This is a genomic window from Methylobacterium sp. BTF04, from assembly GCF_010692745.1.
Taxonomy (GTDB): domain Bacteria; phylum Pseudomonadota; class Alphaproteobacteria; order Rhizobiales; family Beijerinckiaceae; genus Methylobacterium.
Window position 1 is genome coordinate 177,476 of the sequence record NZ_JAAHTB010000004.1, and the last position, 23,659, is coordinate 201,134.

27 protein-coding genes are annotated in these 23,659 nt (G+C 67.7%); 10 read left to right on the forward strand and 17 right to left on the reverse strand.

Annotation, left to right across the window (positions count from 1 at the left end; genetic code table 11):
* Window positions 1-4: 4 nt before the first annotated feature.
* Both G3T14_RS04415 and G3T14_RS04420 read right to left on the reverse strand, forming a co-directional pair.
* Window positions 5-616 (reverse strand): flavin reductase family protein, encoded by a 612-nt coding sequence (locus G3T14_RS04415; protein ID WP_163640422.1) that lies wholly within the window; start codon window positions 614-616, stop codon window positions 5-7.
* Window positions 617-626: 10 nt separating this feature from the next.
* Window positions 627-1,190, reverse strand: a complete 564-nt coding sequence (locus G3T14_RS04420) for a nitroreductase (protein ID WP_163640424.1) — start codon at window positions 1,188-1,190, stop codon at window positions 627-629.
* 291 nt (window positions 1,191-1,481) lie between these two features.
* Here G3T14_RS04420 and G3T14_RS04425 point away from each other — a divergent pair, with 291 nt between their 5' ends.
* On the forward strand, window positions 1,482-2,402 hold the full coding sequence (locus G3T14_RS04425) for a hypothetical protein (protein WP_163640499.1): 921 nt from the start codon (window positions 1,482-1,484) through the stop codon (window positions 2,400-2,402).
* Between the two features lie 23 nt (window positions 2,403-2,425).
* On the forward strand, window positions 2,426-2,824 hold the full coding sequence (locus tag G3T14_RS04430) for a hypothetical protein (protein ID WP_163640427.1): 399 nt from the start codon (window positions 2,426-2,428) through the stop codon (window positions 2,822-2,824).
* Window positions 2,825-2,951: 127 nt separating this feature from the next.
* Here G3T14_RS04430 and G3T14_RS04435 read toward each other — a convergent pair whose 3' ends face one another.
* The 3 genes from G3T14_RS04435 to thrS form a co-directional block, all read right to left on the reverse strand.
* Entirely contained in the window at window positions 2,952-3,557 is a 606-nt protein-coding gene (locus tag G3T14_RS04435; protein WP_163640428.1) for a hypothetical protein, read from the reverse strand.
* Entirely contained in the window at window positions 3,554-3,733 is a 180-nt protein-coding gene (locus G3T14_RS24620; protein WP_204262623.1) for a hypothetical protein, read from the reverse strand. Before G3T14_RS24620 ends, G3T14_RS04435 begins: the two co-directional genes overlap by 4 nt.
* Window positions 3,734-4,213: 480 nt before the next feature.
* Window positions 4,214-6,226 (reverse strand): threonine--tRNA ligase, encoded by a 2,013-nt coding sequence (thrS, locus tag G3T14_RS04445; RefSeq protein ID WP_163640438.1) that lies wholly within the window; start codon window positions 6,224-6,226, stop codon window positions 4,214-4,216.
* Between the two features lie 417 nt (window positions 6,227-6,643).
* Between thrS and G3T14_RS04450 the strand changes: the two genes are divergently transcribed.
* A complete protein-coding gene (locus G3T14_RS04450; RefSeq protein WP_163640440.1) occupies window positions 6,644-8,038 on the forward strand; it encodes a 2-hydroxycarboxylate transporter family protein in 1,395 nt (464 codons plus the stop codon).
* On the opposite strand, the gene yidD is transcribed toward G3T14_RS04450, so the two are convergent.
* Entirely contained in the window at window positions 7,989-8,369 is a 381-nt protein-coding gene (yidD, locus tag G3T14_RS04455) for a membrane protein insertion efficiency factor YidD (protein WP_163640441.1), read from the reverse strand. The two genes, G3T14_RS04450 and yidD, sit on opposite strands and share 50 nt — an antisense overlap.
* A gap of 6 nt (window positions 8,370-8,375) precedes the next feature.
* Entirely contained in the window at window positions 8,376-8,816 is a 441-nt protein-coding gene (locus tag G3T14_RS04460) for an iron-sulfur cluster assembly scaffold protein (RefSeq protein ID WP_163640442.1), read from the reverse strand.
* A gap of 231 nt (window positions 8,817-9,047) precedes the next feature.
* On the opposite strand from G3T14_RS04460, the gene folE reads away from it, so the two are divergent.
* From folE to G3T14_RS04475, 3 genes are read left to right on the forward strand one after another with little or no spacing between them, the layout of a single operon-like run.
* Window positions 9,048-9,878, forward strand: a complete 831-nt coding sequence (gene folE, locus G3T14_RS04465) for a GTP cyclohydrolase I FolE (protein ID WP_163640501.1) — start codon at window positions 9,048-9,050, stop codon at window positions 9,876-9,878.
* Window positions 9,879-9,889: 11 nt separating this feature from the next.
* Window positions 9,890-10,306, forward strand: coding sequence for a phosphoribosyl-AMP cyclohydrolase (hisI, locus tag G3T14_RS04470; protein ID WP_163640443.1), 417 nt, complete (start codon window positions 9,890-9,892; stop codon window positions 10,304-10,306).
* Window positions 10,307-10,330: 24 nt separating this feature from the next.
* A complete protein-coding gene (locus G3T14_RS04475; protein WP_163640444.1) occupies window positions 10,331-11,371 on the forward strand; it encodes a patatin-like phospholipase family protein in 1,041 nt (346 codons plus the stop codon).
* Between the two features lie 36 nt (window positions 11,372-11,407).
* On the opposite strand, the gene G3T14_RS04480 is transcribed toward G3T14_RS04475, so the two are convergent.
* A complete protein-coding gene (locus G3T14_RS04480) occupies window positions 11,408-11,839 on the reverse strand; it encodes a CBS domain-containing protein (protein WP_163640445.1) in 432 nt (143 codons plus the stop codon).
* Window positions 11,840-12,000: 161 nt separating this feature from the next.
* Window positions 12,001-12,816: a rhomboid family intramembrane serine protease gene (locus G3T14_RS04485; protein ID WP_163640446.1), complete on the reverse strand. Its 816-nt coding sequence runs from the start codon at window positions 12,814-12,816 to the stop codon at window positions 12,001-12,003.
* A 302-nt stretch (window positions 12,817-13,118) separates the two neighbouring features.
* Between G3T14_RS04485 and G3T14_RS04490 the strand changes: the two genes are divergently transcribed.
* The gene (locus G3T14_RS04490) at window positions 13,119-13,724 is read left to right on the forward strand and encodes a PAS domain-containing protein (protein WP_163640447.1); all 606 of its coding nucleotides are present in this window, start codon (window positions 13,119-13,121) and stop codon (window positions 13,722-13,724) included.
* Between the two features lie 31 nt (window positions 13,725-13,755).
* Here the strand turns inward: G3T14_RS04490 and G3T14_RS04495 are convergent, their stop codons facing one another.
* Window positions 13,756-14,544, reverse strand: a complete 789-nt coding sequence (locus G3T14_RS04495; protein ID WP_163640449.1) for an SDR family oxidoreductase — start codon at window positions 14,542-14,544, stop codon at window positions 13,756-13,758.
* 241 nt (window positions 14,545-14,785) lie between these two features.
* On the opposite strand from G3T14_RS04495, the gene G3T14_RS04500 reads away from it, so the two are divergent.
* The 3 genes from G3T14_RS04500 to G3T14_RS04510 all read left to right on the forward strand — a co-directional run bounded on the left by G3T14_RS04500 (window position 14,786) and on the right by G3T14_RS04510 (window position 17,251).
* A complete protein-coding gene (locus G3T14_RS04500; RefSeq protein ID WP_163640451.1) occupies window positions 14,786-15,412 on the forward strand; it encodes a PilZ domain-containing protein in 627 nt (208 codons plus the stop codon).
* A 351-nt stretch (window positions 15,413-15,763) separates the two neighbouring features.
* Window positions 15,764-16,414 (forward strand): transglutaminase-like cysteine peptidase, encoded by a 651-nt coding sequence (locus G3T14_RS04505; RefSeq protein WP_246732901.1) that lies wholly within the window; start codon window positions 15,764-15,766, stop codon window positions 16,412-16,414.
* Window positions 16,415-16,561: 147 nt separating this feature from the next.
* Window positions 16,562-17,251, forward strand: a complete 690-nt coding sequence (locus tag G3T14_RS04510; protein ID WP_163640453.1) for a transglutaminase-like cysteine peptidase — start codon at window positions 16,562-16,564, stop codon at window positions 17,249-17,251.
* 66 nt (window positions 17,252-17,317) lie between these two features.
* Here the strand turns inward: G3T14_RS04510 and G3T14_RS04515 are convergent, their stop codons facing one another.
* The 7 genes from G3T14_RS04515 to G3T14_RS04545 all read right to left on the reverse strand — a co-directional run bounded on the left by G3T14_RS04515 (window position 17,318) and on the right by G3T14_RS04545 (window position 23,170).
* Complete coding sequence (locus G3T14_RS04515) at window positions 17,318-17,647, reverse strand: hypothetical protein (protein ID WP_163640455.1); 330 nt, start codon at window positions 17,645-17,647, stop codon at window positions 17,318-17,320.
* Between the two features lie 121 nt (window positions 17,648-17,768).
* On the reverse strand, window positions 17,769-17,981 hold the full coding sequence (locus G3T14_RS04520; RefSeq protein WP_163640457.1) for a DUF3126 family protein: 213 nt from the start codon (window positions 17,979-17,981) through the stop codon (window positions 17,769-17,771).
* 213 nt (window positions 17,982-18,194) lie between these two features.
* Window positions 18,195-19,064 (reverse strand): serine O-acetyltransferase, encoded by an 870-nt coding sequence (gene cysE, locus G3T14_RS04525; protein WP_163640459.1) that lies wholly within the window; start codon window positions 19,062-19,064, stop codon window positions 18,195-18,197.
* A gap of 181 nt (window positions 19,065-19,245) precedes the next feature.
* Window positions 19,246-20,193 carry a helix-turn-helix transcriptional regulator gene (locus G3T14_RS04530; protein WP_348645207.1) on the reverse strand — a complete coding sequence of 316 codons (948 nt, stop codon included), beginning with the start codon at window positions 20,191-20,193 and terminating at the stop codon, window positions 19,246-19,248.
* Window positions 20,194-20,577: 384 nt separating this feature from the next.
* On the reverse strand, window positions 20,578-21,594 hold the full coding sequence (locus G3T14_RS04535; protein ID WP_163640463.1) for a transglycosylase SLT domain-containing protein: 1,017 nt from the start codon (window positions 21,592-21,594) through the stop codon (window positions 20,578-20,580).
* 213 nt (window positions 21,595-21,807) lie between these two features.
* Window positions 21,808-22,623, reverse strand: coding sequence for an HAD family hydrolase (locus G3T14_RS04540; RefSeq protein WP_163640466.1), 816 nt, complete (start codon window positions 22,621-22,623; stop codon window positions 21,808-21,810).
* Window positions 22,624-22,636: 13 nt separating this feature from the next.
* Window positions 22,637-23,170 (reverse strand): gluconokinase, encoded by a 534-nt coding sequence (locus tag G3T14_RS04545; RefSeq protein WP_163640468.1) that lies wholly within the window; start codon window positions 23,168-23,170, stop codon window positions 22,637-22,639.
* Window positions 23,171-23,659 lie beyond the last annotated feature (489 nt).

The following is a 23,659-nucleotide window of genomic DNA, read 5'->3' on the forward strand; positions in this document are numbered from 1 at the left end:
CCTGTCATTGGCCGGCGCCGGCCGGGCGCTTCAATGCGAACCGGGTCTCCGGCTCGGCGGTGAAATAGTCGAAATAGCCGCCGCGCAGGATCGGCCGCATGGCGCTGGTCTCCACGAGGCCATCCTTGATGTAGGCATCGTCGATGTAGATCGAGACCACCTGCCCGATCACCAGGAAGTGGCTGGCCTCGGACCCGTCGAGGGGGGTCAGCGGCACGGTCTGCACCCATTTGCACTCGATGGCGGCCGGCGATTCGCCCACCCGCGGCGGCCGCACCTTGCGCGATGGGACCGGCGTCAGGCCGGCGAAAGCAAACTCACTCTCGCCGCGTTCGAGGGGGGCGGAGGTGGCGTTCATCGCATCTCGCAAGGCGAAGGTGGCGATGTTGCAGACGAACTCGCCGCCCTCCTCCGCGAAGGTCATCGCATCCTTGCGGCCCGCGGACGAGAACATCACCATGTCGGGGCCGGAGGCGACCGCGTTGAAGTACGAATAGGGGGCGAGGTTCACCGCGCCCGCCTTGTTCATCGCGCTGATCCACCCGATCGGCCGCGGCGCAATCAGCGCCTTCAGCGGGTTGTGGGGCAGGCCCTTGGTCTCTGAATCGTAGTGCATGATGGGTCGCTCAAATCCGGGTGACGATCTCGGCGAGATCCGGCCGGGGCCGGTCGCTCGGGATCTCCTGGGGATGTCCGATATGGATGAAGCCGGCCAGCTTTTCGCGCGGGTCGAGGCCGAGCGCGTCGAGGACGCGGCGATCGTAGGCGAACCACTCGGTGAGCCAGGAGGTGGCGAATCCGGAGGCGTTGGCCGCCACCACGAGGTTCATGCAGGCGGCGCCCGCCGACAGGACCTGCTCCCATTCGGGGATCTTGATGTGCGGGCCCGCCCGGGAGACCACCGCGATCACCACGGGCGCGTGGGCGAGGCGGGTACGCTCGAGGTCGAGCCGGGCGGCATCGGCCTCCGGGTGATCGGCCGCGTAGGTGTGCGCGATGATTTCGCCGATGCGCCGACGTGCCTCGCCCGCGATGACGATGAAGCGCCAGGGCGCGAGCTTGCCGTGGTCCGGCACGCGGGCTGCGAGGGTCAGGATCGCGTCGAGCTCGGCGTCGCTCGGCCCCGGCCCGTCGAGGCGGGGCGGCGGAACCGAGCGGCGGGTGCGCAGGAGATCGAGGGTGGCGTTCATCGAGACCCGTTTGCGAAGGAAAGGCTTTTGCGCGCGAAAAAGGCGTCTAAACACGACACAAGATAGAGCGGGGTTCAGTCTCGCGGAGTCGTGTCGCCCGGTCAGGTCGGCGCCGTTTCGGCCATGCCGCCGCCATGGTCGGGTCGCAGAGCCGGGTGGTGACGATCGCGTCGCACCAGAGATGGCGCGTCGGGTGCGGCTTGGCAATCGCATCCGCGCTGATGCCGTGCGGGACCGAATACCGCGGAGGAGAGGTCGATGGGACGGATTGGGCTTCGACGCATCGGCCTGATGATCGTGCTTGCGCTCGCGCCGGGCATCACCCGCGCCCAGGACGCCGGCGCGTTCCAGAACCGGATCGGCCCCAACCTCCCCTCGCCGTCCATGCCTGCTCCTTCCATGTCTCCACCTTCAATGTCCGGGCCGAACGCCGCTCCCGCGCCGCCGGAGCAGCCGGCCGCCGCGCTCAGCCTCGGCGCCCTATTGGCCGGCAGCGACAGACCGCTGCGCTCGGGGCTGGCGTGGCGCATCTACGAGGATCGGCCGGATGGTGCCCGGCCCGGCATCGTCGCGCGCTCGGAGGCCGCCGCCCCGAGCTTCACCCTGGCACCCGGCAGCTATATCGCCACCGTCACCTATGGCTTTGCCAGCGCCTCGAAGCGCGTGGTCATGGCCGGCCTGCCCATCTCCGAGCAGCTCAAGGTCAGCGCCGGGGCGCTCAAGCTCTCGGGCGCCATCGGTGACGTGAAGATCGCCGCCGACCAGCTCGCCTTCTCGGTGTTCGTGCCGATCGGCACCAATTCGGAGGGGCGCCTCGTGCGCAGCGACGTCAAGGCGGGCGAGCTCGTGCGCCTGCCCGAGGGCACCTACCACGTGGTCTCCACCTACGGAGAATCCAACGCGATCCAGCGCGCCGACCTCAAGGTCGACAACGGCAAGGTCACGGACGCCACCCTCAACCACCGCGCCGCCACCATGACCTTGAAGCTCGTGGCCGCCGCCGGGGCCGAGGCGTTCGCCGGCACTGCCTTCAGCGTGCTGACACCGGGCGGCGACACCATCCGCGAGGCGATCGGCGCCTTCCCGCAGGTGACGCTGGCGGAAGGCGACTACGTCCTCATCGCCCGCCATGACGGGCAGGTCTACACCCGCGAGTTCAAGGTCGAGAGCGGGATGGACCGGGACGTCGAGGTCGTGGCCAAGGCCGGGTGAACCCGCACACCGGAGCGACACCGATGACGACCCTGTCCCGATATCTGGCCGTAGCGATGCTCGCCAGCCCGATCCTCGGCGCTGGCCCGGTGCGAGCGCAAACCGTCGTCGACGGGTCCGATACGACGCTCGGCCCCGAGGCACACAGCGTGATCGCCCTCGTCGGCAAGGGCCTGAAGGTGCCGGAGACTGCGCGCTATGGCCGGCTGCGCACCGGCCGTGCGGGGGCAATCTGCGGCGAGGTCGACACGACCAATCGCATGGGACAGCATGTCGGGCCGCGCAGCTTCGTCGCCGATGTCGGTGCGGGCTTCGCCGGCATCGTCCCGGACGGGGCGGAGCTTCGCAATCCGGCGAGCATGGGGCATTACGGCGTCATGCAGCGCATCCTGGCCCTGTTTGCCGCCAATTGCGCGGCGTGACAGTGCGCCCGCCTACCAAGCGGCATGGCCTGGATCATCGGCCTGTTCGGCGTGGACAAGTCTGCGACGGCGGAAGTACTGCAGGCCCTCTACGCTGCCCTGGGGAAATCCCTGATGCACCGAGAGACTAACCAATGGGGAGGGGCAGAAACAGACCAAGGATGCACCGCGTGTTGCGAACCGCGATCTGGGTATGGCTTTGCCGCATGTACCCCGCGCCCGGATACAGCGTACCGCCTTCCGTGAACATCCCTCTTACGGTGTCGTAGGGTTCCAGTTCCGGATCCCCCTCCCCCGGATTATCGATGATGCTGTGGAGGTGATTGATGACGGCCCGATCCAAGAAGCGCAGGAGGCGGTCGGAATTCGGGTCGCCTTTGACATTGCGATTCTCTGGAAGCGGCAGGCCTGCAACCGTCTGCGTCGCCACAAATGAATCATAGGCCACTCGAACGATCTCGAGATCGTCCCGATTCGTGAGATCGAGGCAATTTTTCAGATCGATGACGGCACCGACCACGAAAGGCTTTGCCGTCTTCGACGTCGCGCACTTCGCTTCGGCCCATTCCAGGGCGCGTCTCGGATCGGACTCCCAGAAATACGCCCCAGGCCCGAGCCAGTCGTATCCCTTGTTGCTCTGAATAATTGAAGTATCGCCACGGATCGCCTTAAGCCCGATAGCCTCGTCGCATCCGTGGTAGCCGAGGACGAACGAGGTCGCGAGACGGCTCAAGCTGCTCTTGTATCCTTCTTGCGCTCCCCGCCGAATTTCACTTGAAGCTTACCGTCCTGCTTATAAATACCCTCTCTGATGAGAGCGGCACGCGCAACGGCCTTGCTCGCTGTGTTCGCTACGGTGCGCTTCGCGATCAAAGCCTTGATCGCGGTGCGGCGCTTTTCGTCCGTCATGATCCAGCTTTCTCCAAAGCCAACAGCACGTCGAGAACCTTCACTCACAACCGGTGGAGCGCTTATCCGATCATATTAAAAAATTTTGCGAGTCTGCAATGGGTTTTCAAAAACCGCCTGTCAGAAAAGCGGCGTATGAATTTAAACAGAATCGAAATTAAATTCCTGAAAATATTTTAGAATATCTAAAATATTTTGGGTAATTCGAAGCGGGCCGGACAAGCTTTCAACCTCATCGAAAGTTTAAAAGCTTTTGGCGATGGCCGCGAGACGTCTGTGAAGTTTCACAAATTTCGTAATCTCCACCTTTAAGACGCGAGCGGAACTCCGATTATCAAAAGAATCGCCCATAAAAATTCGATTGGGAAAAGGCTTTTACGTTATGACGCTAGATGACCTCGATGACAGGAACTCATCGAGGTCGTCTGGCGTAAGTCCGGTCCGTCGAAACTGATTGGATCGACTTTTTGCGCATCCCGATCAGGGCGTCGGGCTCTCTCCGTGGTGAGCATCGAGGGCCACCTCCGCGCTCGGGACGCTCTCGGCAACGCTTGCGGCCCGAATCCGGTCGGGCGCGGTCGCCTCCGCCACCAGAGCGGCCAGGGTCTCGTCGAGGCCGCCGGTGCGGGTCTGCTGGCTGCCGAAGCGACGGATCGAGACGGTGCGCTCCTCGCCTTCCTTGCGGCCGACGACGAGCATCACCGGCACCTTGGCGAGCGAGTGCTCGCGCACCTTGTAGTTGATCTTCTCATTGCGCAGGTCCGACTCCACCCGGAGACCGAGGCGGTCGGCCGCAGCGACGACTTCGCGGGCGTAGGGATCGGCATCCCCCGTGATGGTGGCGACCACCACCTGCACCGGCGCGAGCCAGAGCGGGAAATGCCCGGCGAAATGCTCGATCAGGATGCCGGTGAACCGTTCCAGCGAGCCGCAGATGGCGCGGTGGACCATCACCGGCGGCTTCTTCCCGCTATCGGCATCGACGTAGAACGCCCCGAAGCGCTCCGGCAGGTTGAAGTCCACCTGCGTGGTGCCACATTGCCAGTCGCGGCCGATGGCGTCGCGCAGGACGTATTCGAACTTCGGCCCGTAGAAGGCGCCCTCGCCCGGGTTGATCGCGGTCTTGATCCGCCCGCCCGACTGCTCCTCGATCTGAGCGAGCACCCGGGTCATCACCTCTTCGGCGTGGTCCCAGAGTGCATCCGATCCGACGCGCTTCTCGGGGCGGGTGGAGAGTTTCACCACGATGTCGCCGAAGCCGAAATCGGCATAGGTCGACAGGATCAGGTCGTTGATCTTCAGGCATTCGGCCGCGAGTTGGTCCTCGGTGCAGAACACATGCGCGTCGTCCTGCGTGAACGCGCGCACCCGCATCAGCCCGTGTAAGGCGCCGGACGGCTCGTAGCGCGAGACCGATCCGAACTCGGCCATGCGCAACGGCAGGTCGCGATAGGACTTCAGGCCATGCTTGAAGATCAGCACGTGGCCGGGGCAGTTCATCGGCTTGATCGCGAAGACGCGCTCGTCCTCGGTCTTGGTGACGAACATGTTCTCGCGGTACCACTCCCAGTGGCCGGAGGTCTCCCACAGGGCCTTGTCGAGGATCTGGGGGGCGTTGACCTCTTGGTAGTCGCCCTTCAGGCGCCGTCGCATGTAGGCGATCAGCTCCTGGAACACCGTCCAGCCCTTGGCGTGCCAGAACACGACGCCCGGCCCCTCCTCCTGGAAGTGGAACAGGTCCATCTCGCGGCCGAGCCGCCGGTGGTCGCGACGCTCGGCCTCCTCCAGGCGGTGCAGATAGGCGTCGAGGTCCTCCTTGGTGGCCCAGGCGGTGCCGTAGATGCGGGTCAGCATCGGATTGTTGGAATCACCCCGCCAATAGGCGCCGGCGACCTTCATCAGCTTGAAGGCGGTGCCGACCTTGGCCGTCGAGGTCATGTGGGGACCGCGGCACAGGTCGAACCAGTCGCCCTGGCGATAGATGTTGAGGTCCTCGCCGGGCGGAATCGCATCGACGAGCTCGACCTTGTAGGCCTCGCCCTTCTCCGAGAAGAGCGCGCGCACGTCCGCGCGTGCCCAGACTTCCTTTGTGAAGGGGGAATCGCGCGCGATGATCTCGCGCATCTTGGCCTCGATGGCGGGGAAGTCGTCCGGGGTGAACGGACGGTCGCGCGAAAAATCGTAATAGAAGCCGTTCTCGATCACCGGTCCGATGGTGACCTGCGTCTCCGGCCAGAGGGCCTGCACCGCCTCGGCCAGGACGTGGGCGCAATCGTGCCGGATCAGCTCCAGGCTGCGCGGATCGGCACGGTCGAGGAACTCGATGCGGGTATCGTGGGCGATGAGGTCGCCGAGGTCGCGCACGGTGCCGTCCAGCGCCATGGCGACGGTGCGCTTGGCCAGCGACTTGGCGATGCCCTCGACGACGGCGCGGCCGGTGACCGCCTCGTCGAAGCTACGGGTGTTCCCGTCCGGGAAGGTCAGGATCGGCATCGCGAAGGTCTCCTCTACGCTCACTCCTGCGTACGCGGCAGGTAAGCGGTGCATCGAATACGAAAAGCGGCGCCGGGCACCGCGTTGGGGGGCGACATGCGGATCGTGAGAGCCGCGCCGCGCCGTTTAGACCGATTCACGTGTCAAAGGAACGCGCCCGTTCCAAAGGAATGCGGGCGAGCCCGACCGATCCTTCGCTGCGACCGCGCACGGCCGGGGACGCGCCCTGACAATCCCGGCGAGATTTCAGGCGATGCGCCCCGCCCGATTCAGTGTTGAATTGACAATGCCGGCGTGGGCCTCGTGATGTTGACCGACACGCACGCGCGATGCGCGCGCGCTCGACACCCTAACTTTCGCGGACCAGAACAAGAGCCCACCCCCATCGGGACAAGGGCTGTCGCCGGGAGACAAACCATGCCGAGCCAAGCCCAAGCGGCATCCCCCGAGGGGGTCGCGATCACGACGACCGCCCACGTTCCCGGGACGCCGACGCCGACGCGCAAGTTCTGGCCGCATGGCTGGTGGCGCCTCGTGGATATCCAGATCGGCATCATCCCGCTGCCGGTCTACCTCATCGTCGCCGTGCTCCTGGCCGTCCTCACCGTTGAGGGTGAAATCAAGCCCGACGCACCGACGATGATCGCGGTCCTGGCGCTCGGCGGCTTCACCTGTGCCGAGATCGGCAAGCGCCTGCCCCTGCTGCGCAACATCGGTGCCGGGGCGATCTTCGCCACCTTCATCCCCTCGGCGCTGGTCTACTACAAGCTGATCCCGCCGCAGATCGCCACGGCGATCGGCGACTTCACCAAGTTCACCAACTTCCTCTACCTCTACATCGCGGCGATCATCGTCGGCAGCATCCTCGGCATGGACCGCGCGGTGCTGATCAAGGGCTTCGTGAAAATCTTCGTACCCCTGGGGGTCGGCTCGGTGGCCGCCGCCTGCGTCGGCACCGCGGTGGGTACGGCCCTCGGGCTCGGAGCCCACCACACCTTCTTCTACATCGTCGTGCCGATCATGGCCGGTGGCGTCGGCGAGGGCGCGATCCCGCTCTCCATCGGCTACGGCGCGATTCTCGGCGTCCCCCAGGGCGATGTGTTCGCCCAGGTGCTGCCCCCGGTGATGCTCGGCAGCCTCACGGCGATCGTCTTCGCCGGCACCCTCAACGCGGTGGGCAAGCGCAAGCCGCATCTCACCGGCGAGGGCCGTCTCCAGCCCGATTCCGAGAACGACATGGCGGCTGCCGCCCCCGTGGAGACCGGGCCGATCGATCCCGCCACCGTGGCGGGCGCCGGTCTCACGGCTGTGACGCTCTATCTCCTCGGCGTGATGTGCCACCACCTCACCGGCCTGCCCGCCCCCGTGGCGATGCTGTTCCTCGCCGTGCTCGCCAAGCTCGCGAGCGCGGTCTCGCCGCGTCTCCAGGCCGGTGGCTTCATTGTCTACAAGTTCGTGCAGGTGGGCATGACCTACCCGCTGCTGTTCGCCATCGGCGTCTCGATGACACCCTGGGACAAACTGGTGGCCGCCTTCACCGTGCCGAACCTGATCACCATCGTGTCCACCGTGACGACGCTGATGGCGACGGGCTACGTGGTCGGGCGCTGGCTCGGGATGTATCCGATCGAGACCGCCATCGTGAACGCCTGCCACAGTGGCCAGGGCGGCACCGGCGACGTGGCGATCCTCACTGCCGCCAACCGGATGGCGCTGATGCCATTCGCGCAGATCGCCACCCGCATCGGCGGCGCGCTCACCGTCACCGGGACGCTGGTGGTGCTGCGCTGGCTGGGCGCGGCGCCGGTGTGAGAGTCTGCCCGTCGCCTGTGTCGAACTCCTCGCAAACGAACGGCGAGCGTGGTGCCTCGACCCCGCGCCAGCGCCCGTAACGCCAGGGCGTGACCCAGGTGGCCTGAGGCGGCACCGCCTCCGGCACGAGGTCGATGCCGTGGGTGCCGAAGGGACCGCAGCGGCAGATCCGCGAAAAGCCGATCCAGCCGCCGGCCCAGAGGCCGTGGCGCTGGATCGCCGCGTCGGTATAGGTCGAGCACGACGGCCAGTGCCGGCACTGGCGGCCGATCAGGCTCGACAGGGTGAGCTGGTAGCCCCGGATCGCGAAATGGGCCGCCTGTCGGATCACGGACGCCTACGCGGCCTGCGCCTTGCCGGCGGCCCGGTCGAGGGCGTCGACCACCGCGTCAAAGGTCAGTAGCGTCGAGGCATGGCGGGCCTTGAAGTCGCGTACCGGCTCCAGCACCGCCAGATCCGCCCATTTGCCCTGCGGGGCCGGACCGCCCTCCTTCAGCATCCGGCGCATGGCGTCGCGCAAGGCCCGCAACTCTTCGGCCTGCGTGCCCACCACATGCCGGGCCATCAGCGAGGACGAGGCCTGCCCCAGGGCGCAGGCCTTCACCTCGTGGGCGAAGTCCGTGACCACACCTTCGGCGAGGGTGAGGTCCACGGTCACGGTGGAGCCGCAGAGCTTCGAATGGGCGGTGGCGCTGGCATCGGGGTCGGGCAGCCGCCCGAGGCGTGGAATGTCGGCGGCGAGTTCGAGGATTCGGCGGTTGTAGATGTCGTCGAGCATGGATGCGTCCTGCGGTCGCCACGGCCTCGGCGCGAGAAAGCCGGCTTCCGATCCCGGTGATCTGATCCGCGCTCACCGCATTGCGCGACGACGCGATAACGACGATATAGGCGCCCACGGACCGTTTCGCGAGGAGGCGGATCGTCGATCAGGGCTGCGCCCAAGGCCAGGGTCGCGCCCGCCGCCATGGCTGACATGCCGGCCTCCGCCAAGACGGCCAATGGTTCGACGATGTATGCCAAACCCGACAGCAACACGATGACGACCCGGATCGCTCGGGCGGAAGATGCCATGGATGCCGCGCTCAAGTCCTTGTCCTACCGCCTGACCGAGACGGAGGATTCGAGGATGGACCCCACCCGACCCAATGGCGCCGCGCCCGCGGCCCTGAACGGCACCCGCAACGACAACGCTCCCGTTCCGGCTCCAGAGGTCGAGGTCGCGCCCGCGCCGGCATCGATCCAGCGCGTGCCCGATGCCATCGCCACCGGCCGGCCGAGCCGCGAGGAGGCCGAGGCCGCCGTGCGGGTTCTCTTGCGCTGGGCTGGCGACGATCCGGCCCGCGAGGGGCTTCGCGACACGCCGGCGCGCGTGGCCAAGTCCTACGAACAGATCTTCTCGGGGTATCGCCAGGACGCCACCATCCTGCTGGAGCGGGTGTTCGAGGAGGTCGAAGGCTATTCGGACATCGTGCTGGTGCGCGACATCCCGTTCTACTCCCATTGCGAGCACCACATGGTGCCGTTCATGGGCCTCGCCCACATCGCCTATTACCCGACCAAGGGCGTGGTCGGCCTGTCGAAGCTCGCCCGTGTGGTCGACACCTTCGCCCGCCGCCTCCAGACCCAGGAGACGATGACGGCGCAGATCGCCGACGTGATCGAGACCATCCTCAAGCCGCGCGGTATTGCCGTGATGGTGGAGGCCGAGCATCTCTGCATGGCCATGCGCGGCGTCCAGAAGGCCGGCGTCTCGACGATCACCACCCAGTTCCGCGGCGCGTTCAAGGACGACGCCAACGAGCAGGTCCGCTTCCTGACCCTCGTACGCAACAAGCCCTGAACGGCCGCAGGATGACGATCGCCTTCGACACGCCGGGGTCTCGGACCGAGGTCGAGGAGGGGGCGGCCTTCACCCCCCGCTTCGACGCCAACGGCCTGATCTCCTGCATCGCGGTGGATGCCGCCGACGGGCAGATCCTGATGCTCGCCCACATGAACGCCGAATCGCTGGCGCGCACGCTGGAGACCGGCGAGGCGTGGTACTGGTCGCGCTCGCGCAACGAACTCTGGCACAAGGGCGCCACCAGCGGGCAGATCCAGCGCATCGTCGAGATGCGGGTCGATTGCGACCAGGATGCGGTGCTCATCCGGGTCACGGTGGGCGGCGATGGCGGGTGCTGCCATACCGGGCGCCGCGCCTGCTTCTACCGTCGCGTCGCGGTCGATCCGGATTCCGGGCGCGTGCAGCTCGGGCCGCCCGCACCGTGATCGCCCTCCGATGAGTCCGGCACCATGAGCTTGGACGGACTCGTCCGGGATGCGGCGACGGGGCGGGGTAGCGGCCCGGTGCGCCCGCGTTTTACACCCGGGACCGTCGAGCCGGTGCCGCCCCCCGCCCCGCGTGCCCCCCGCATCGGCCTGGCTCTGGGGGGCGGCTCGGCTCGGGGCTGGTCGCATATTGGCGTCATCGAGGTTCTGGAAGAGGCCGGCATCCACCCCGTGGCGGTCTCCGGCTGCTCCATCGGCGCCGTGGTCGGCGGCTGCTACGCCGCGGGCCAGTTGGGGCTGCTCAAGACCTTCGCCCTGTCGCTGACCAAGCGCCGCGTCATGGGTCTCCTCGACGTGCGTCTGGGCGGTGGTCTCATCGCCGGTGATCGGCTCAGGCTGCGTCTGGAGCGCGACCTCGGCGATCGGCGCATCGAGCATCTGCCGATCCGGTTCGCCAGCGTCGCCACCGAACTCGGCACGGGCGCCGAGGTCTGGCTCACCAGCGGCGGCCTGGTCGAGTCGCTGCGCGCCTCCTACGCCCTGCCCGGCATCTTCCCGCCGGTCCGCCTCGACGCACGCCTCCTGATGGACGGAACCCTGGTCAACCCGGTCCCCATCACCACCGCGCGCGCCCTCGGGGCCGATCTGGTGATCTGCGTCAACCTCAACGGCGACCCGCGTGGGGCCGAGGCGCCGAACGATCCCGTCCCTCCTGGGATCGAGGTCGAGGCGGTGGAAGCCGTGGCGCGCCGCCGGCGTTGGATCCAGTTGCGGCCGTGGCGCCGGACGGCGCCCGGCAAGAGGTCGGGTAAGGGAAGCACGGAGACGGCGAATCCCGGCATGGCGCGGGTGATGCTCGACGCCTTCAACATCACACAGGACCGGATTTCCCGGGCGCGTCTCGCGGGCGACCCGCCCGACGTCACCGTCTCACCTCAGCTCGCCGGCATGGGTCTGTTCGAGTTCCACCGGGCGGCGGAGGGAATCGAGCTCGGGCGACAGGCGGCCCGGGCCGCCCTCCCGGCGATTCGCGCGATCATCGCCTCGGCCGCCGAGCGGGCGTGAGCCCGGCGCCCGCGCGGGACGTCGGCGCCGGCTCCATTACGCCATGGTGATGTAGTCGCGCATCGCCTGGTGCTCGGCCTCCACGGCGGCGATCCGGCGCTTGACCACATCGCCGATGGAGATGAGACCGGCGAGCCGCCCCTCCTCGATCACCGGTACGTGGCGGAACCGCCCGTCGGTCATCAGGTGCATCACGTCCTCGACGCTGGCGTCGCGGGCGCAGGTGGTCACCGTGGCGGTCATGTGCTGCGAGACCAGTGCGTCGAGGGCGCCGGCCCCCTTCTCGGCGAGGGCCCGCATGATGTCGCGCTCGGAGAGGATGCCGCGCACCGCTCCGTCCGTCTCCACCACCACGACGGCGCCGATACGCTTCTCGGCCAGGAGATGGATCGCCTCGGCGAGACTGCGCTGCGGCTCCACGGTGACGACGGAGCGGCCTTTCTCGGCGAGGATGCGGGCGACGGTCATGGGCGTGTCCTTGTTCCCTGATCACAAATGCGCGTGCGGCGGGGTTCGGGCCCTGCTCGTTCTGTGGCGATTGTGTGGCGCCCGTGGTGGCATAGCAAGGGACATCACGCGCCGCGGGGTGGGACGAACGCTCCGGAACGTCGGGGATAATCCGACAGCTCTCAGATCCGGCGGCGGTCGATCAGCGGCAGGAGGAAGAAGCCGGCGATGAACCCGCCGAGATGGGCGTCCCAGGCCACCGAGGTCGCCTCGGCCCCGAGGGGCAGCGCGATGACGCCGAACAGGAAGTTCGTGACGAGCCAGATCGCGAGGAACACCACCACCGTGCGGTTGCGCATGAGCTCCGGGATCGTCTGCAGGCGCTGGCGCGGCGGCAAGTGCCATGGTTGTCCGCCCGTGAAGGCCGGGGGCGGCTGGAACACGAAGCGGGCCGCCGCCGCCATCAGCGCGGAGACGCCGGCTGAGGCTCCGATCAGGGGCGCCGTGCTCAAGGGATCGATGAGGACGTGGAGGCCCCCTCCGGCCACGGCGCCGACGAGCGCGATGATCCCGTAGCGCAGGGCTCCGCAGCGGCGCGCCACCGGCGAGCCGAAGGCGGCCAACCACACGGTGTTGAAGATCACATGCATCCACGAGCCGTGCAGCAGGGCATAGCTGGCGAAGGTCCAGGGCATCGCCGAGGGCTCGGCGACGACGTAGCGGGCGAAGGCCTGTCGGGCATCGACCATGTCCGGGTCTCCGGTGATCGTCGCGGCGGCGGCCAGGAGCGCGTCGGCCCGCGTCGGATCGATGGCCACCGACCAGCGCCCGGGAATCAGCGCGAGGTGGATCAGCGCCGTGATGTCCCAGGTATCGGGCAGCACGAACTCGCGTAGGGCGTGGATGGCGAGGAGCGTGCCGATGGAGGCGGTGACCACCGTCGGCATATTGAAGATGGGAACGCGGTTCTGGCGCGGCAGGTCGGGCATGGCATCCATCGGCGCACCATGTCGGGGACCGGCGCCATGCGGCAAGCCCCCGGCTCGCGGCAATGGCCGTCGCGACGCAAAAGGCCGCAGGGTCGTCGGTGCGAACGCCGAGAGGAACGCGGCCCGATCCGGGTCGTCGGCGCTGCGCACAGGGAAATTTACCTTAACGAAGACTTAAGCGGGCGGGCTTGCGAACGGCGGCCTAGGATGTGCGCCAAACCGGACATCACAGGGCCATTGCGTCTCACGGCGTGGGCGATGTGGTCCGATTTGAAAAGGTCCGTCGCCGGGCCGTGCCATCGCGGGACACCATGAAGCATCCGACGAGCCGCATGCTCCACAGTTACTGGGACCGATTGCGCCGCGAGCGCGCCGCCCCGGAACGCAGCGAGATCGAACCCGGAGAGATCCGGAACCTGCTGGCCGACAGTCTGATTCTCGAGGTCGATGTGCCTCGGGCATCCGCCACGGTTCGGCTCGCCGGCACCCATGTCTGCGCGCTGTTTGGACGCGAGCTGAAGGGACGCGCCTTCGCCGACCTCTGGGGCGCTCCCGATGCCGATCCTTGGCGCCTGATCGAGACGGTGGCCGTCGACACTCTCGGTGTGGTCGCTGGCCTGCGCGCATCCAACGCGGAGGGCGAGGTCGCCGACCTCGAACTCCTGCTGCTGCCCTTGCGTCATCGCGGCCAGACCCAGGCCCGCATCCTCGGCGCCTTGAGCCCGCATTGCGTCCCGCACTGGCTCGGGTTGCGCCCCGTGACCCGGCTGCAGGCGACCTCCCTGCGCGTGCTCGGCCAAGGACGCGTCCAATCGGGCGATGCCGCCGCCACGCTGAACGACCTTCCGATCCCGGCCAACGATGCCGCACCGCTTCGGCGCGGGCATCTGCTGGTTCATCCCGGCGGCCGCGCCTGAGGCGTTCGGGCCGGTCGCCGAAGCCGACGCGTCAGGCGGCGGTGCGGTAGCGCTCCGCGGGGTGGACCTGGCCGAAATTGGGCACCATGGCCGCGCGCGCCGTCTCGTAGGTGTTCCACTGGCCCGCATCGGGCAGCGGCGGGATGGTCACGGCCTCGCGCCGATCGAAGCCCACGAGCGCGGCGTCCACCAGGTCACCCGTCTCCATGACGGCCGGCAGCGTGTTCACGTCCAATCCCGAGCGTTCCCAGATCTCGGTGCGGGTCGCGGCCGGCAGGACCGCCTGGACATAGACGCCCTTCGGACTGAGTTCGCCGTGCAGGCCCTGGCTCAGGTACAGAACGAAAGCCTTGGTCGCGCCATAGACCGTCATGCCGAATTCGGGCGCGAGGCCGACCACCGAGCCGATGTTGATGATGGCGCCGTCGCCGGCCTTGGCGAAGCGCGGGGCCACCGCGCTCGCGAGCCGCGTCAGGGCGGTGACGTTGAGGCTGACGAGGTCGGCCAGTTGCTCAGGTCCCTGTTCGACGAAACCGCCGAGGATCGCCGCGCCGGCATTGTTCACCAGAACGCCGATCCGGCTGTCGTCGCGTAGACGCGACTCGACACGGGTGATGTCCGCGATCCGGGTGAGGTCGGCCTGGATCAGATCCACCGCGACGCCGGTCTCCCGGCGCAGGCGCTCGGCCAGGGTTTCCAGGCGCCCGAGGTCGCGCGCGACGAGGACGAGGTCATGACCGCGCTTGGCGAAGCGGTCGGCATAGACGGCACCGATGCCGGACGAGGCGCCGGTGACGAGAACGGCAGGCTTGCTGGACATAATCGCATTTCCCATCAATAAACATGACAATCATCATGTATTTCAAACATGATGATTGTCATGTTTAGCGTCAAGCCGGCGCGGGCCGGCTTCGGGTGAGGTTGCGCACATGGAAGACGGCCGCCACACGCGGCAGATTCCCGGAGGCCGCGGGGCGGCGCTGCGCCAGGGTCGAAAGGTTTCGTAACCATCGCGACGCTAGTCTCAGCCCCTGACACCCGAAGCGAGATTCACCTCCATCATGATCGAGGTCGCCACAAGCCCCGACGCGAAACCGGTCCGCGTGATCCGGCCGTCCGATCTGCGTCGGCATCAGCGCGTCAAGGTCTCGATGCTTGGCCGCTACATGCTGTCGGACCGGCGCGAATATCCGTGCCAGACGGTGGACATGTCGCCCGGCGGCGTCCGTCTGATCTGCGCCGTGATCGGGGACCTCGACGAGCGCGTGGTGCTGTATCTCGAGCATGTCGGCCGCATCGAGGGGACGATCGCGCGTCACACCACCGGTGGGTTCGCCGTCCACCTCAACGCCACCCAGCGCAAGCGTGACAAGATCGCCTCCCAGCTCACCTGGATCGCCAACCGCGAGATGCTCGGCTTGCCCGAGGGCCGGACGCACGAGCGCCTGACGCCGCATCAGACCGGGGTGGTACTGCGGCTGGAGAGCGGACGGGAGGTCCAGGCTCGGATCATCGACGTCTCGATGTCGGGCATCGCGCTCTCCACGGGCACGACCCCGCCGCTCGGCGCCAGCCTCATGGTCGGGCGCACCCCCGGCCGGGTGATCCGCTACTTCGAAGGCGGCATCGGCGTGCAGTTCATGCTGCCGATCTCTCCCGACCTGTTCCATGAAGGCCTGATCTTCTAAGGCCGATCGTCCGCGGTCGAGACCATCGGACCGGCACCGATTTTGCGCGCCGATACGTTCGGCGCCTTTTCGCGCGTCGGACACCGACATCCGCCAGCCAGCGCCTCCCCCTATCCGTTGCAGCTGCCTAACTTGACCGGGGCTCGGCTCGACGCAGGGCCGCCGCGACCGTCTCGGTTACCAGTTGGTTGCGAATATCCGTGGATTCGGATCGATTGGCGCAGGAGCGAATTCGGCCTGTCTGCGAGCGCTTGGCCAGGGCGGCCGAATCGATAAAATTGCGCGGATCGGCTTCAGTGCCGCACAGGGCCCGTGGCGGCATCGTGACCCTCGTTGGATACGGGGGCCGCCATGGGCTGGATGAAGACGGGCTGGACGAAGACGCGCGCTCTCGGTCTTCTCTGCGGTCTTGCAGCGTCGACCCTCGGCATCCCGACCGGAGCCTGCGCGCAGATTCTGGCCGCCCTCCCCGCCGCGTCCGCCGCCGCCCAGCCGGTCGGCGCTGCCCGGCCGCTCGCCGCCTGGACCGCCTTCTGCGAACGCTACGCCGCCGAGTGCGCCGTCGACCTCAACGAGCCCGCCCGCATCAGCCTGACACCGGCCCTGTGGTCGACCATCGCCAGCGTGAACCGGCAGGTGAACCGGTCCCTGCGGGCGGTGACCGACCAGGATCATTGGGGCGTCCCGGATCGCTGGGATCTGGCCGAGGACGGCGCGGGCGATTGCGAGGATTACCAACTGCTCAAGCGCAAATTGCTGGCCGCCGCCGGCCTGCCGCGCCGGGCGATGCGGATGACCGTGGTCATCGACGAAAAGGGCGAAGGCCATGCGGTCCTCACCCTGATCACCGACCGCGGCGACTTCATCCTCGATAACAAGACCTCCGAGATCCAGGCTTGGTATCGGACCGGCTACGTCTTCATCAAGCGGGAGGCGACCGACGCGGTGGCATGGGTCTCGCTTGGCGGAGTCACCTCACCGATCACCACCGCCAATCGGTGACGCGACGCCCTGATGGTGCTGCCCATCCTGTATTGAGCGGAACCCACGACGATCTCGGAAGTTAACGGGGGTTTAACTTTGCGATTGAGCCCTGGCCTGAGTCGTGCAAACTTCGCTGTCTCAGCAACGGACGGCAGGGCCACAGGCATGCGGTACGCGATTGTGCGAAGCGTCGACGGACCGTCGACGGTGGAGCGGGGTACCCTCAGGGGCCGCCTCGGCCGCGCAATCCAGCTATCCCTCGTCGGTACGATCCTCCTCCTCGGCGGTGCCGCCACGGAGGCGCAGACAGTCGCCGCTCTGCCGAGCGGACAGGCCATCGACGAAGGCCCGCCCGCCCGCCCGGTTGCGGCCTGGACCGCCTTCTGCGCCCGCATGCCGAGCGAATGCACGGTCGATACGACACAGCCGGCCTTCATCACCCTGACCCCGGCGATCCGCGACCTGCTCGTCAGCGTCAACCGCCGGGTCAATGCCCGGATCAAACCGATCACCGACCAGGCCCATTGGGGTGTCGTCGACCGTTGGGACTATCCCGATGACGGCTTTGGCGATTGCGAGGACTTCCAGCTTCTCAAGCGGCGCATGCTGGTGGAACGCGGCCTGCCGCGCCGGGCGATGCGGATGACGGTGGTCATCGACGAGATCGGTGAGGGCCATGCCGTGCTGATGGTCCGCACCGACCGCGGCGACCTGATCCTCGACAACAAAACCAACGCGGTCCTGTCGGGACCGCGCACCGGCTACATCTTCGTGAAGCGCGAGGGCCAGGATGGGATGGCCTGGGTCACCCTCAATGGCGGTGCGGCGCCGCCGGTGGCCACGGCCAACCACTGAAATCCGTCCCAATACGAAAAGGCCGCCCGAGGGCGGCCGTTTCGTATCGTCCTGGGCGCGAGGGTTTCAGGCCCCGGCGATCATGTGGGCGAGATCGAGGGCGACGCGGCCCGACAGCAGGCTCCAACCGCAGGCGATCATCGTCGCGATCATCACGAAGGGAATCGGACGGCGCTCGATCCGACGCCCGCGCATGGTGTTGCGCAGGATGATGAAGGGCGCCCCGAAGGCCAGAATCGGCAGGGCCGCCACCGCCGCGACGCCACCGCGCTCCAGCAGGCTGAAGCTCGCCCGGCGCGCGGTGAACAGCTCGAACGCGCTGGCGAGCAGGCCCGAGAGGGCGAGGCCGACGCACAGGTTCTGGATCGAGTCGAGGGCCGATGGGCTGAGGATCATGACGCGAACGCTCCAGCATCTGAGGAGATGTGGAGCGCACTGTGCCGCGTCGTTTACGAAACGTTAAGGACTTCTTGGCGTCAGGGTTAAAGTCGCGCACAGCCAATCGCCGGTCGGGGCGTCAATCCTCGAGGTCGATATCCAGGATCGCCATGGCGAAGTTGAACGAGCGGTCACCGTCTTCGTCGTCCACCGACACCACGCCGAGGAACTCCTCGCCGATATAGACCTCGGCCGAATCGTCTTTCTTCAGACGCGCGACCAGCCGGATGTTGGTGTTCGCGAAAGTCCGGCGAAGGTAATCCTGCACCTTCACAATGTCGGTCTTGTTCACGCTGATCGCCTTTCGCGTTTCTGGTCGGACCATCCGGCGGGCGAGCCTTGCGTGCGGCGCCCGACAGCGGGCCTGCACGGCGTGACCCGGCCGGTCTTCAGCACCGCTTGCCATGACGCCGGGGCACGGGCAACCCGCCAAGGCACGAAACCGCCGAGCCACCGAACTCGCCAAGCCACGAGAGCCAGCGCGGGCTTGGCCGCGACGTACTCGTCAGATGCCGTCGGCCATATGGATGAACTGGTCCATGGCGACGAGCTGGTCCATGGCGCGCGACGGCTCGGCGCAGCCGGCGGTGCCGACCACGCGGGCGGGCACGCCGACCACGGTGGTGTTGGCCGGGACCGCCCTCAGGACCACCGAGCCGGCGGCGACGCGGGCGCAGGCGCCGACCTCGATGTTGCCGAGAATCTTGGCCCCCGCTCCGATCATCACGCCGTGGCGGATCTTCGGGTGGCGGTCGCTGCCCTGCTTGCCCGTGCCGCCGAGGGTGACCCCGTGCAGGATCGAGACGTCGTCTTCGATCACGGCGGTAGAGCCGACCACGAGGCCAGTGGCGTGATCGAGGAAGATGCCGCGGCCGAGCCGGGCGGCGGGATGGATGTCGGTCTGGAACACCTCGGAGGATCGGCTCTGGAGGTAGAGCGCGAGATCGCGCCGCCCGCTCATCCAGTACCAATGCGCAAGGCGATGCGCCTGAAGCGCGTGGAAACCCTTGAAATAGAGCACCGGCTCGAGCGATCGGCTCGCGGCCGGATCGCGATCGAGGACCGCGGCGATGTCGGCGCGGATACTCTGCCCGATGCTGGGATCGTCCTTGATCGCCTCGAAGAACCCGTGCGCGATGAGCTCCATCGGCAAAGAGGGATGTCCGAGCCGCGCCGAAACCCGATGCGAGACGGCCCCTTCGAGGGTCGTGTGATTGAGGATCGTGGCCACCATGAAGGAGGCGAGTTGCGGCTCCTCGCGCACCACCGCCTCGGCTTCCGCCCGCAGGCGCGCCCAGATGGGATCGCAGATCGCGATCATCTCGTGGCGGGCATCCTGGCCCGGTGCCGGGCTGAGGGAAGGGCTGGCGGACATGGGCTCCTCACTCGGGTGCAGGCGCGCGACGATCCGGCACCCCGACGATTCATACGCGGTTTTGCTGCGACGAAGAAGTTTTCACCGCGAGACGTGCGGCGCGGAGAGCGTCTTCGCACCTGCGACGCACCCTAGCGTGGGGTGAGGAACCGGAGCGATCAAGGGGCGGTAAGGTCGCCCCTCAGGCGGTGCGGCGATGATCCAGGCCGCCAAAGCGGGTGTCGATCACCCCGGCGAGCCGGTCGACCATCACGTCGACGGGAATGTCCGAGGTGTCGACCACGGCCGGCGCCCGTGCATAGAGCGGCTCGCGACTGGCGAGGACCGCGCGCAGCTCCTGCATCGCGGACGGATGGTCGCCGGTGGTGGCGAGTTCACCCTGGTCGCGCACTCGCTGCATGTGCTCCTCGGGCCGAGCCCTCAGCCAGATCGTGAAGAACGCCTGCAGGAGCAGATCGTAGGTCAGCGGCTCGGCGACGATGCCGCCACTGGTCGCGAGAATCATCGGACCGGGATGCTCGGTGAGGCGACGCAGGGCCGCCTGTTCGAGCCGGCGATACCCCTCCTGTCCGTAGATCGCGAAAATCTCCTTCACCGACAGCGCATTCTCGCGTTCGATCTCGGCGTTCAGCTCGACGAAGGTCCAGCCGAGGCGCTCGGCGACCCGACGCCCCAGGGTGGATTTGCCGGCCCCGCGCAGGCCCACCACGGCCACGCGTGGCTGTGGTGCCGCGCCCCCGGACTGGGTCTGGCCCGACAGGATGCCCTTGGCGAGGGTGATCTGCTCGGGCGAGGCACTCCCGAGCAGGTCGCGGACCACATGCCAATCCGGGTTCATCTCATGCCCGGCGATCAGATCGTCGAGGCGCACGCCCATCGCATTGGAGACCCGCCGCAGCAGGATGATCGAGACGTTGCCCTGCCCGCTCTCCAACTGGGCGATATAGCGCTCGGAAAGCCCGGAAGTCTGGGACAGCAGCTTGCGCGACAGGCCGCGCACCGTGCGGGCATGACGCACCCGACGGCCCAGATCGGCCAGGAAAAGCGATTCTTGTTCTATCGCGCCGGCCATGCCGTCGTCCGTCTTCTCGGTTTTGCGATCAGGTTCGAAACCTGCGCATCGGTTGATTAGGACTGGCGATCGACACCACCGTCAAGACATCATGACAGAGGAAGTATGATGCCATGATGAACGAATAAAAATCCCACAGCGCCCGACGCCTGGAACTGTATTTCCAGATCGGTACGCCTCGAGACGATTGGGTACTTGTCTGATTGCAGCAGAGGCCTGAACCGAGAGAGTTTCACTGCGCTGCACCATGTGAGGTGCTGCGGCGTCCGGCGCAAGCGCTCGCGCCTGCAAGGAGCGGTGGAAAAGTCGGCCTACCCGCGAATGCTCCGTCCGAGCGGTTTTCGCGGGTGCACGCGTTTCAGCTCGGGTTGAGGCCCGTTTGATCGTACGAATACTGTCGGTTTGGGACGCGCGGCCCTGTCCGCGTGCCGGTTCGGCCGCTTATTGGGCCGGGGGCAGCGCCGAGGCTTCCATCACCGGGGCTGCAACGACCGGCTTCTTCGCGACGATTGGCCGCCCGACCGAGGCAAGAAGCAGCGGCGAAGGCCGGCGCGGCGGCAGCGGCACGTCGATGGACTGGACTGTGGCGGCTTCCAGGGAGGCCCCCAGGATCGCGTTGGCCTGCGCCCCCGCTGGCGTCGCCGATGCGGCCGGAGCCAGGATCGTGCCGGCTGTCGCGGCCGCGATGGGGGACGGCGCATTGGTCGGCGCGGTCGCCGTCAGAAACACAGGCCTGCGCGGCGGCAGAGGCACGTCGATCGCCGAAAGGATGGCGATGTCCGCCGACGCCACCAGCACCGCAGCGCCCGGAGCCGGGATCGCGGCAAGAGCGGCGACGTCGACGGGAGCCGACGCATTGCTGAGGAAGGACGGCCTGCGCGGCGGCAGCGGCACCGCGACGAACTCCGTCGGAACGGCGTTCGCGGCGGGGCTCGGCGCATAGGCCAGTGCGGTGTTGGCAGCGGCCACCGACGGGTCGGCCGCACGGGCGAAGACGCTGCCGAAGGCGGCGCTGGACTTCGGTGCGGCGTCGAGTTCGGCGACTTCGGTCTCGATGCCGAGGCGCTTGGCGGCGTAATAATAGCCGCGGTTGTAGTAGCCGTAGGCCCGGGCGATGTCGCCCTTGGCGGCCTTGTAGGCGCCCGCCAGGTAGGCGATGCCGTAGCGCAGGTTGACGCCGGGATCGAACAGTCCGGCGGCGTCGCCGTGGTAGCCCATGCCGCGCGCGGTGGCCGGCTTGATCTGCATCAGGCCGAGCGCGCTGCCGCCCTTGGCGTTCGGGTTGTAGTTGCTCTCCCGCTTCACCACCGCGTGGACGAAGCTCGCCGGAACCCCCTGTGCCTTCGCCTGCTGCTCGATCAGCGCATCGATGTTGTCCCGTGCCGCCGATCCCTGAGCGAGGATCTGCGTCGGAACGGCCACCGCGGCGACGGCGAGAAGCAGGAGGCGGTGGTTCATGGGAGACCCGGATCGACCTTGTTCTGAATGGTCAAGGTCCGTCTCAATTGAGGCCGGAAAGCGGCTCGGTACCGGTTCCCCCGCCGCTTTCCTCAGGTGCTGTGGCGCACATGGCACAGGTCGGCGCCCTGAAGGCGATCACTTTCGCCGACGATTCGCCAATGGCACCAACGGACTGCCGAGCGCCCTGCCCCGTTCGCGCGGCATGATGATTCAGCGGCGCAAGACGAAATCGTCGATGGCCCGGGCGAAGCCATCCGAATCGTTGCCGGCCGTGGTCCGGGAGGCGGCCGTCTTCACCGCCGGATCGGCATTGCCCATGGCGATCGAGAGCCCACTGCGGGCAAACATCGGCACGTCGTTGGCGGCGTCCCCGAGCGTCGCGATGCGGGACGGCGCGATGCCGAGGCGCTGGCTCATCGCCTCGACGAAGCGGCCCTTCCCGGCGCCGGGCGGCGTCACGTCGAGGTAGTAGGTCTGCGAGCGATGCACGTCGGCGCCTGTCCCCAGGGCCTTCGCGACCTCGGTCTCGCAGGCGGCGAGGTGGGCGGCATCGGCACTGACGCCGACGATCTTGGCGGCATGGTCGAGGAGCGGGTCGAGGTCGTCCACCACGGTGGGATCGGCGTCGAGCGTCCGTCGCTCCACATCGGTATAGGGGGCTTGTGGGTCGCGCAGGTTCCATAGGCCATCGGCGAAGACCCAGATGTCGAGGTCCGCGGCTTCGAACCGGGCCACCGCCTCCCGCGCGGCCTCGGCCGGGATCAGGATCTCGGAGAGGATCGACAGATCGGGGCCGACGAGGGTGCTGCCGTTGAACGCGCCCATCGGCAGGCGCAGGGCGAGGGCCGCGGCGAGGGACTTCAGGCCGATGGGCGGCCGGGCCGAAGCGATGGTGAATCCGATCCCGGCCTCGTTCAGGCGGCGCACCGCCGCCAGGGTCGCCGGCGTGAGCTGTTTGTCGGGGGTGACGAGGGTGCCGTCCACGTCCGAGATGACGAGGGCGATGCTCTGGTGTCCGGTATCCATGCGCGGCTGTTCCTTATGTCTCCTCCTCCAATCCGAGACGAGCCGCGATCGTTGCGGCGATGAGGTCGGACCCGGCCTCGATCCCGACCACCACCGCGTTTTCCTCGGGGCCGGGGGGCTCGAGGATCGCGAACTGGGTGTCGAGCAGGCTCGCGGGCATGAAATGGCCCCGCCTGTGGGCGAGGCGCCGCTCGATCAGGGCACGGTCGCCGTCGAGGTAGACGATCCGCACGGCATCCCGCCCACGCACCAAGGCGTCGCGATACGACCGCCGCAGGGCGGAGCAGACCACGATGCCGGGCTCGTGCGCCTGGAGACGCGCGTCGATCCAGGTCGCGATGGCCGCGAGCCAAGGGGCGCGGTCGTCCTCGTCGAGGGGGTGGCCCCCGCGCATCTTGGCGACGTGGGCGGCGCTGTGAAACGAATCCCCGTCGACGAAGGCCCAGCCGAGGCGCGCGGCGAGCCGCTCGGCCACCGTGCTCTTGCCCGAGCCGGAGACGCCCATCACCACGATCACGCCGACGGTCCGTGCCGGCGGCGAAGGCATGTCAGGTTGCATCGTCGCGCGTCGCTCCGGGCCCGGAAGGCTGTGTCGCCCTGGTGGTCCTGTATCCGACCCGGCATGGCAAGCCGCCGACCGAGGCAACGTCATCGATTGCATGCGCTCTCGTTGCGCTCCCGGTTCGGCCGCGTCGAAGATCGGTGCGCGGGGACGTTGGGCGAAACACGCGATACGGGACGGGACGAGGCCGGCAAACGCGCCAACGTCTGCGGCGGCGCCCGTGTTTCGCGCCCATGAGCGCGGCTCGCTCATGTGTGCAGCGGGGATGGCTGTCGGGGATAGCCTGTCGCCCTGCGACTGTGACCGGGCAGCCACGGACAGCGCCGGTCGGATGGTCTAGGCAGCGGACGAGAGAAACCGACAGGCGACCCTGCATGCGCGCTCTACCCCTGGCCCTCTGCACCGCTTTGACGGTGTCGGGCTGTTCGTCGCTTCTGCCCGCCGCCGGTCCGACCACGGGTGCGGTGGTGGACG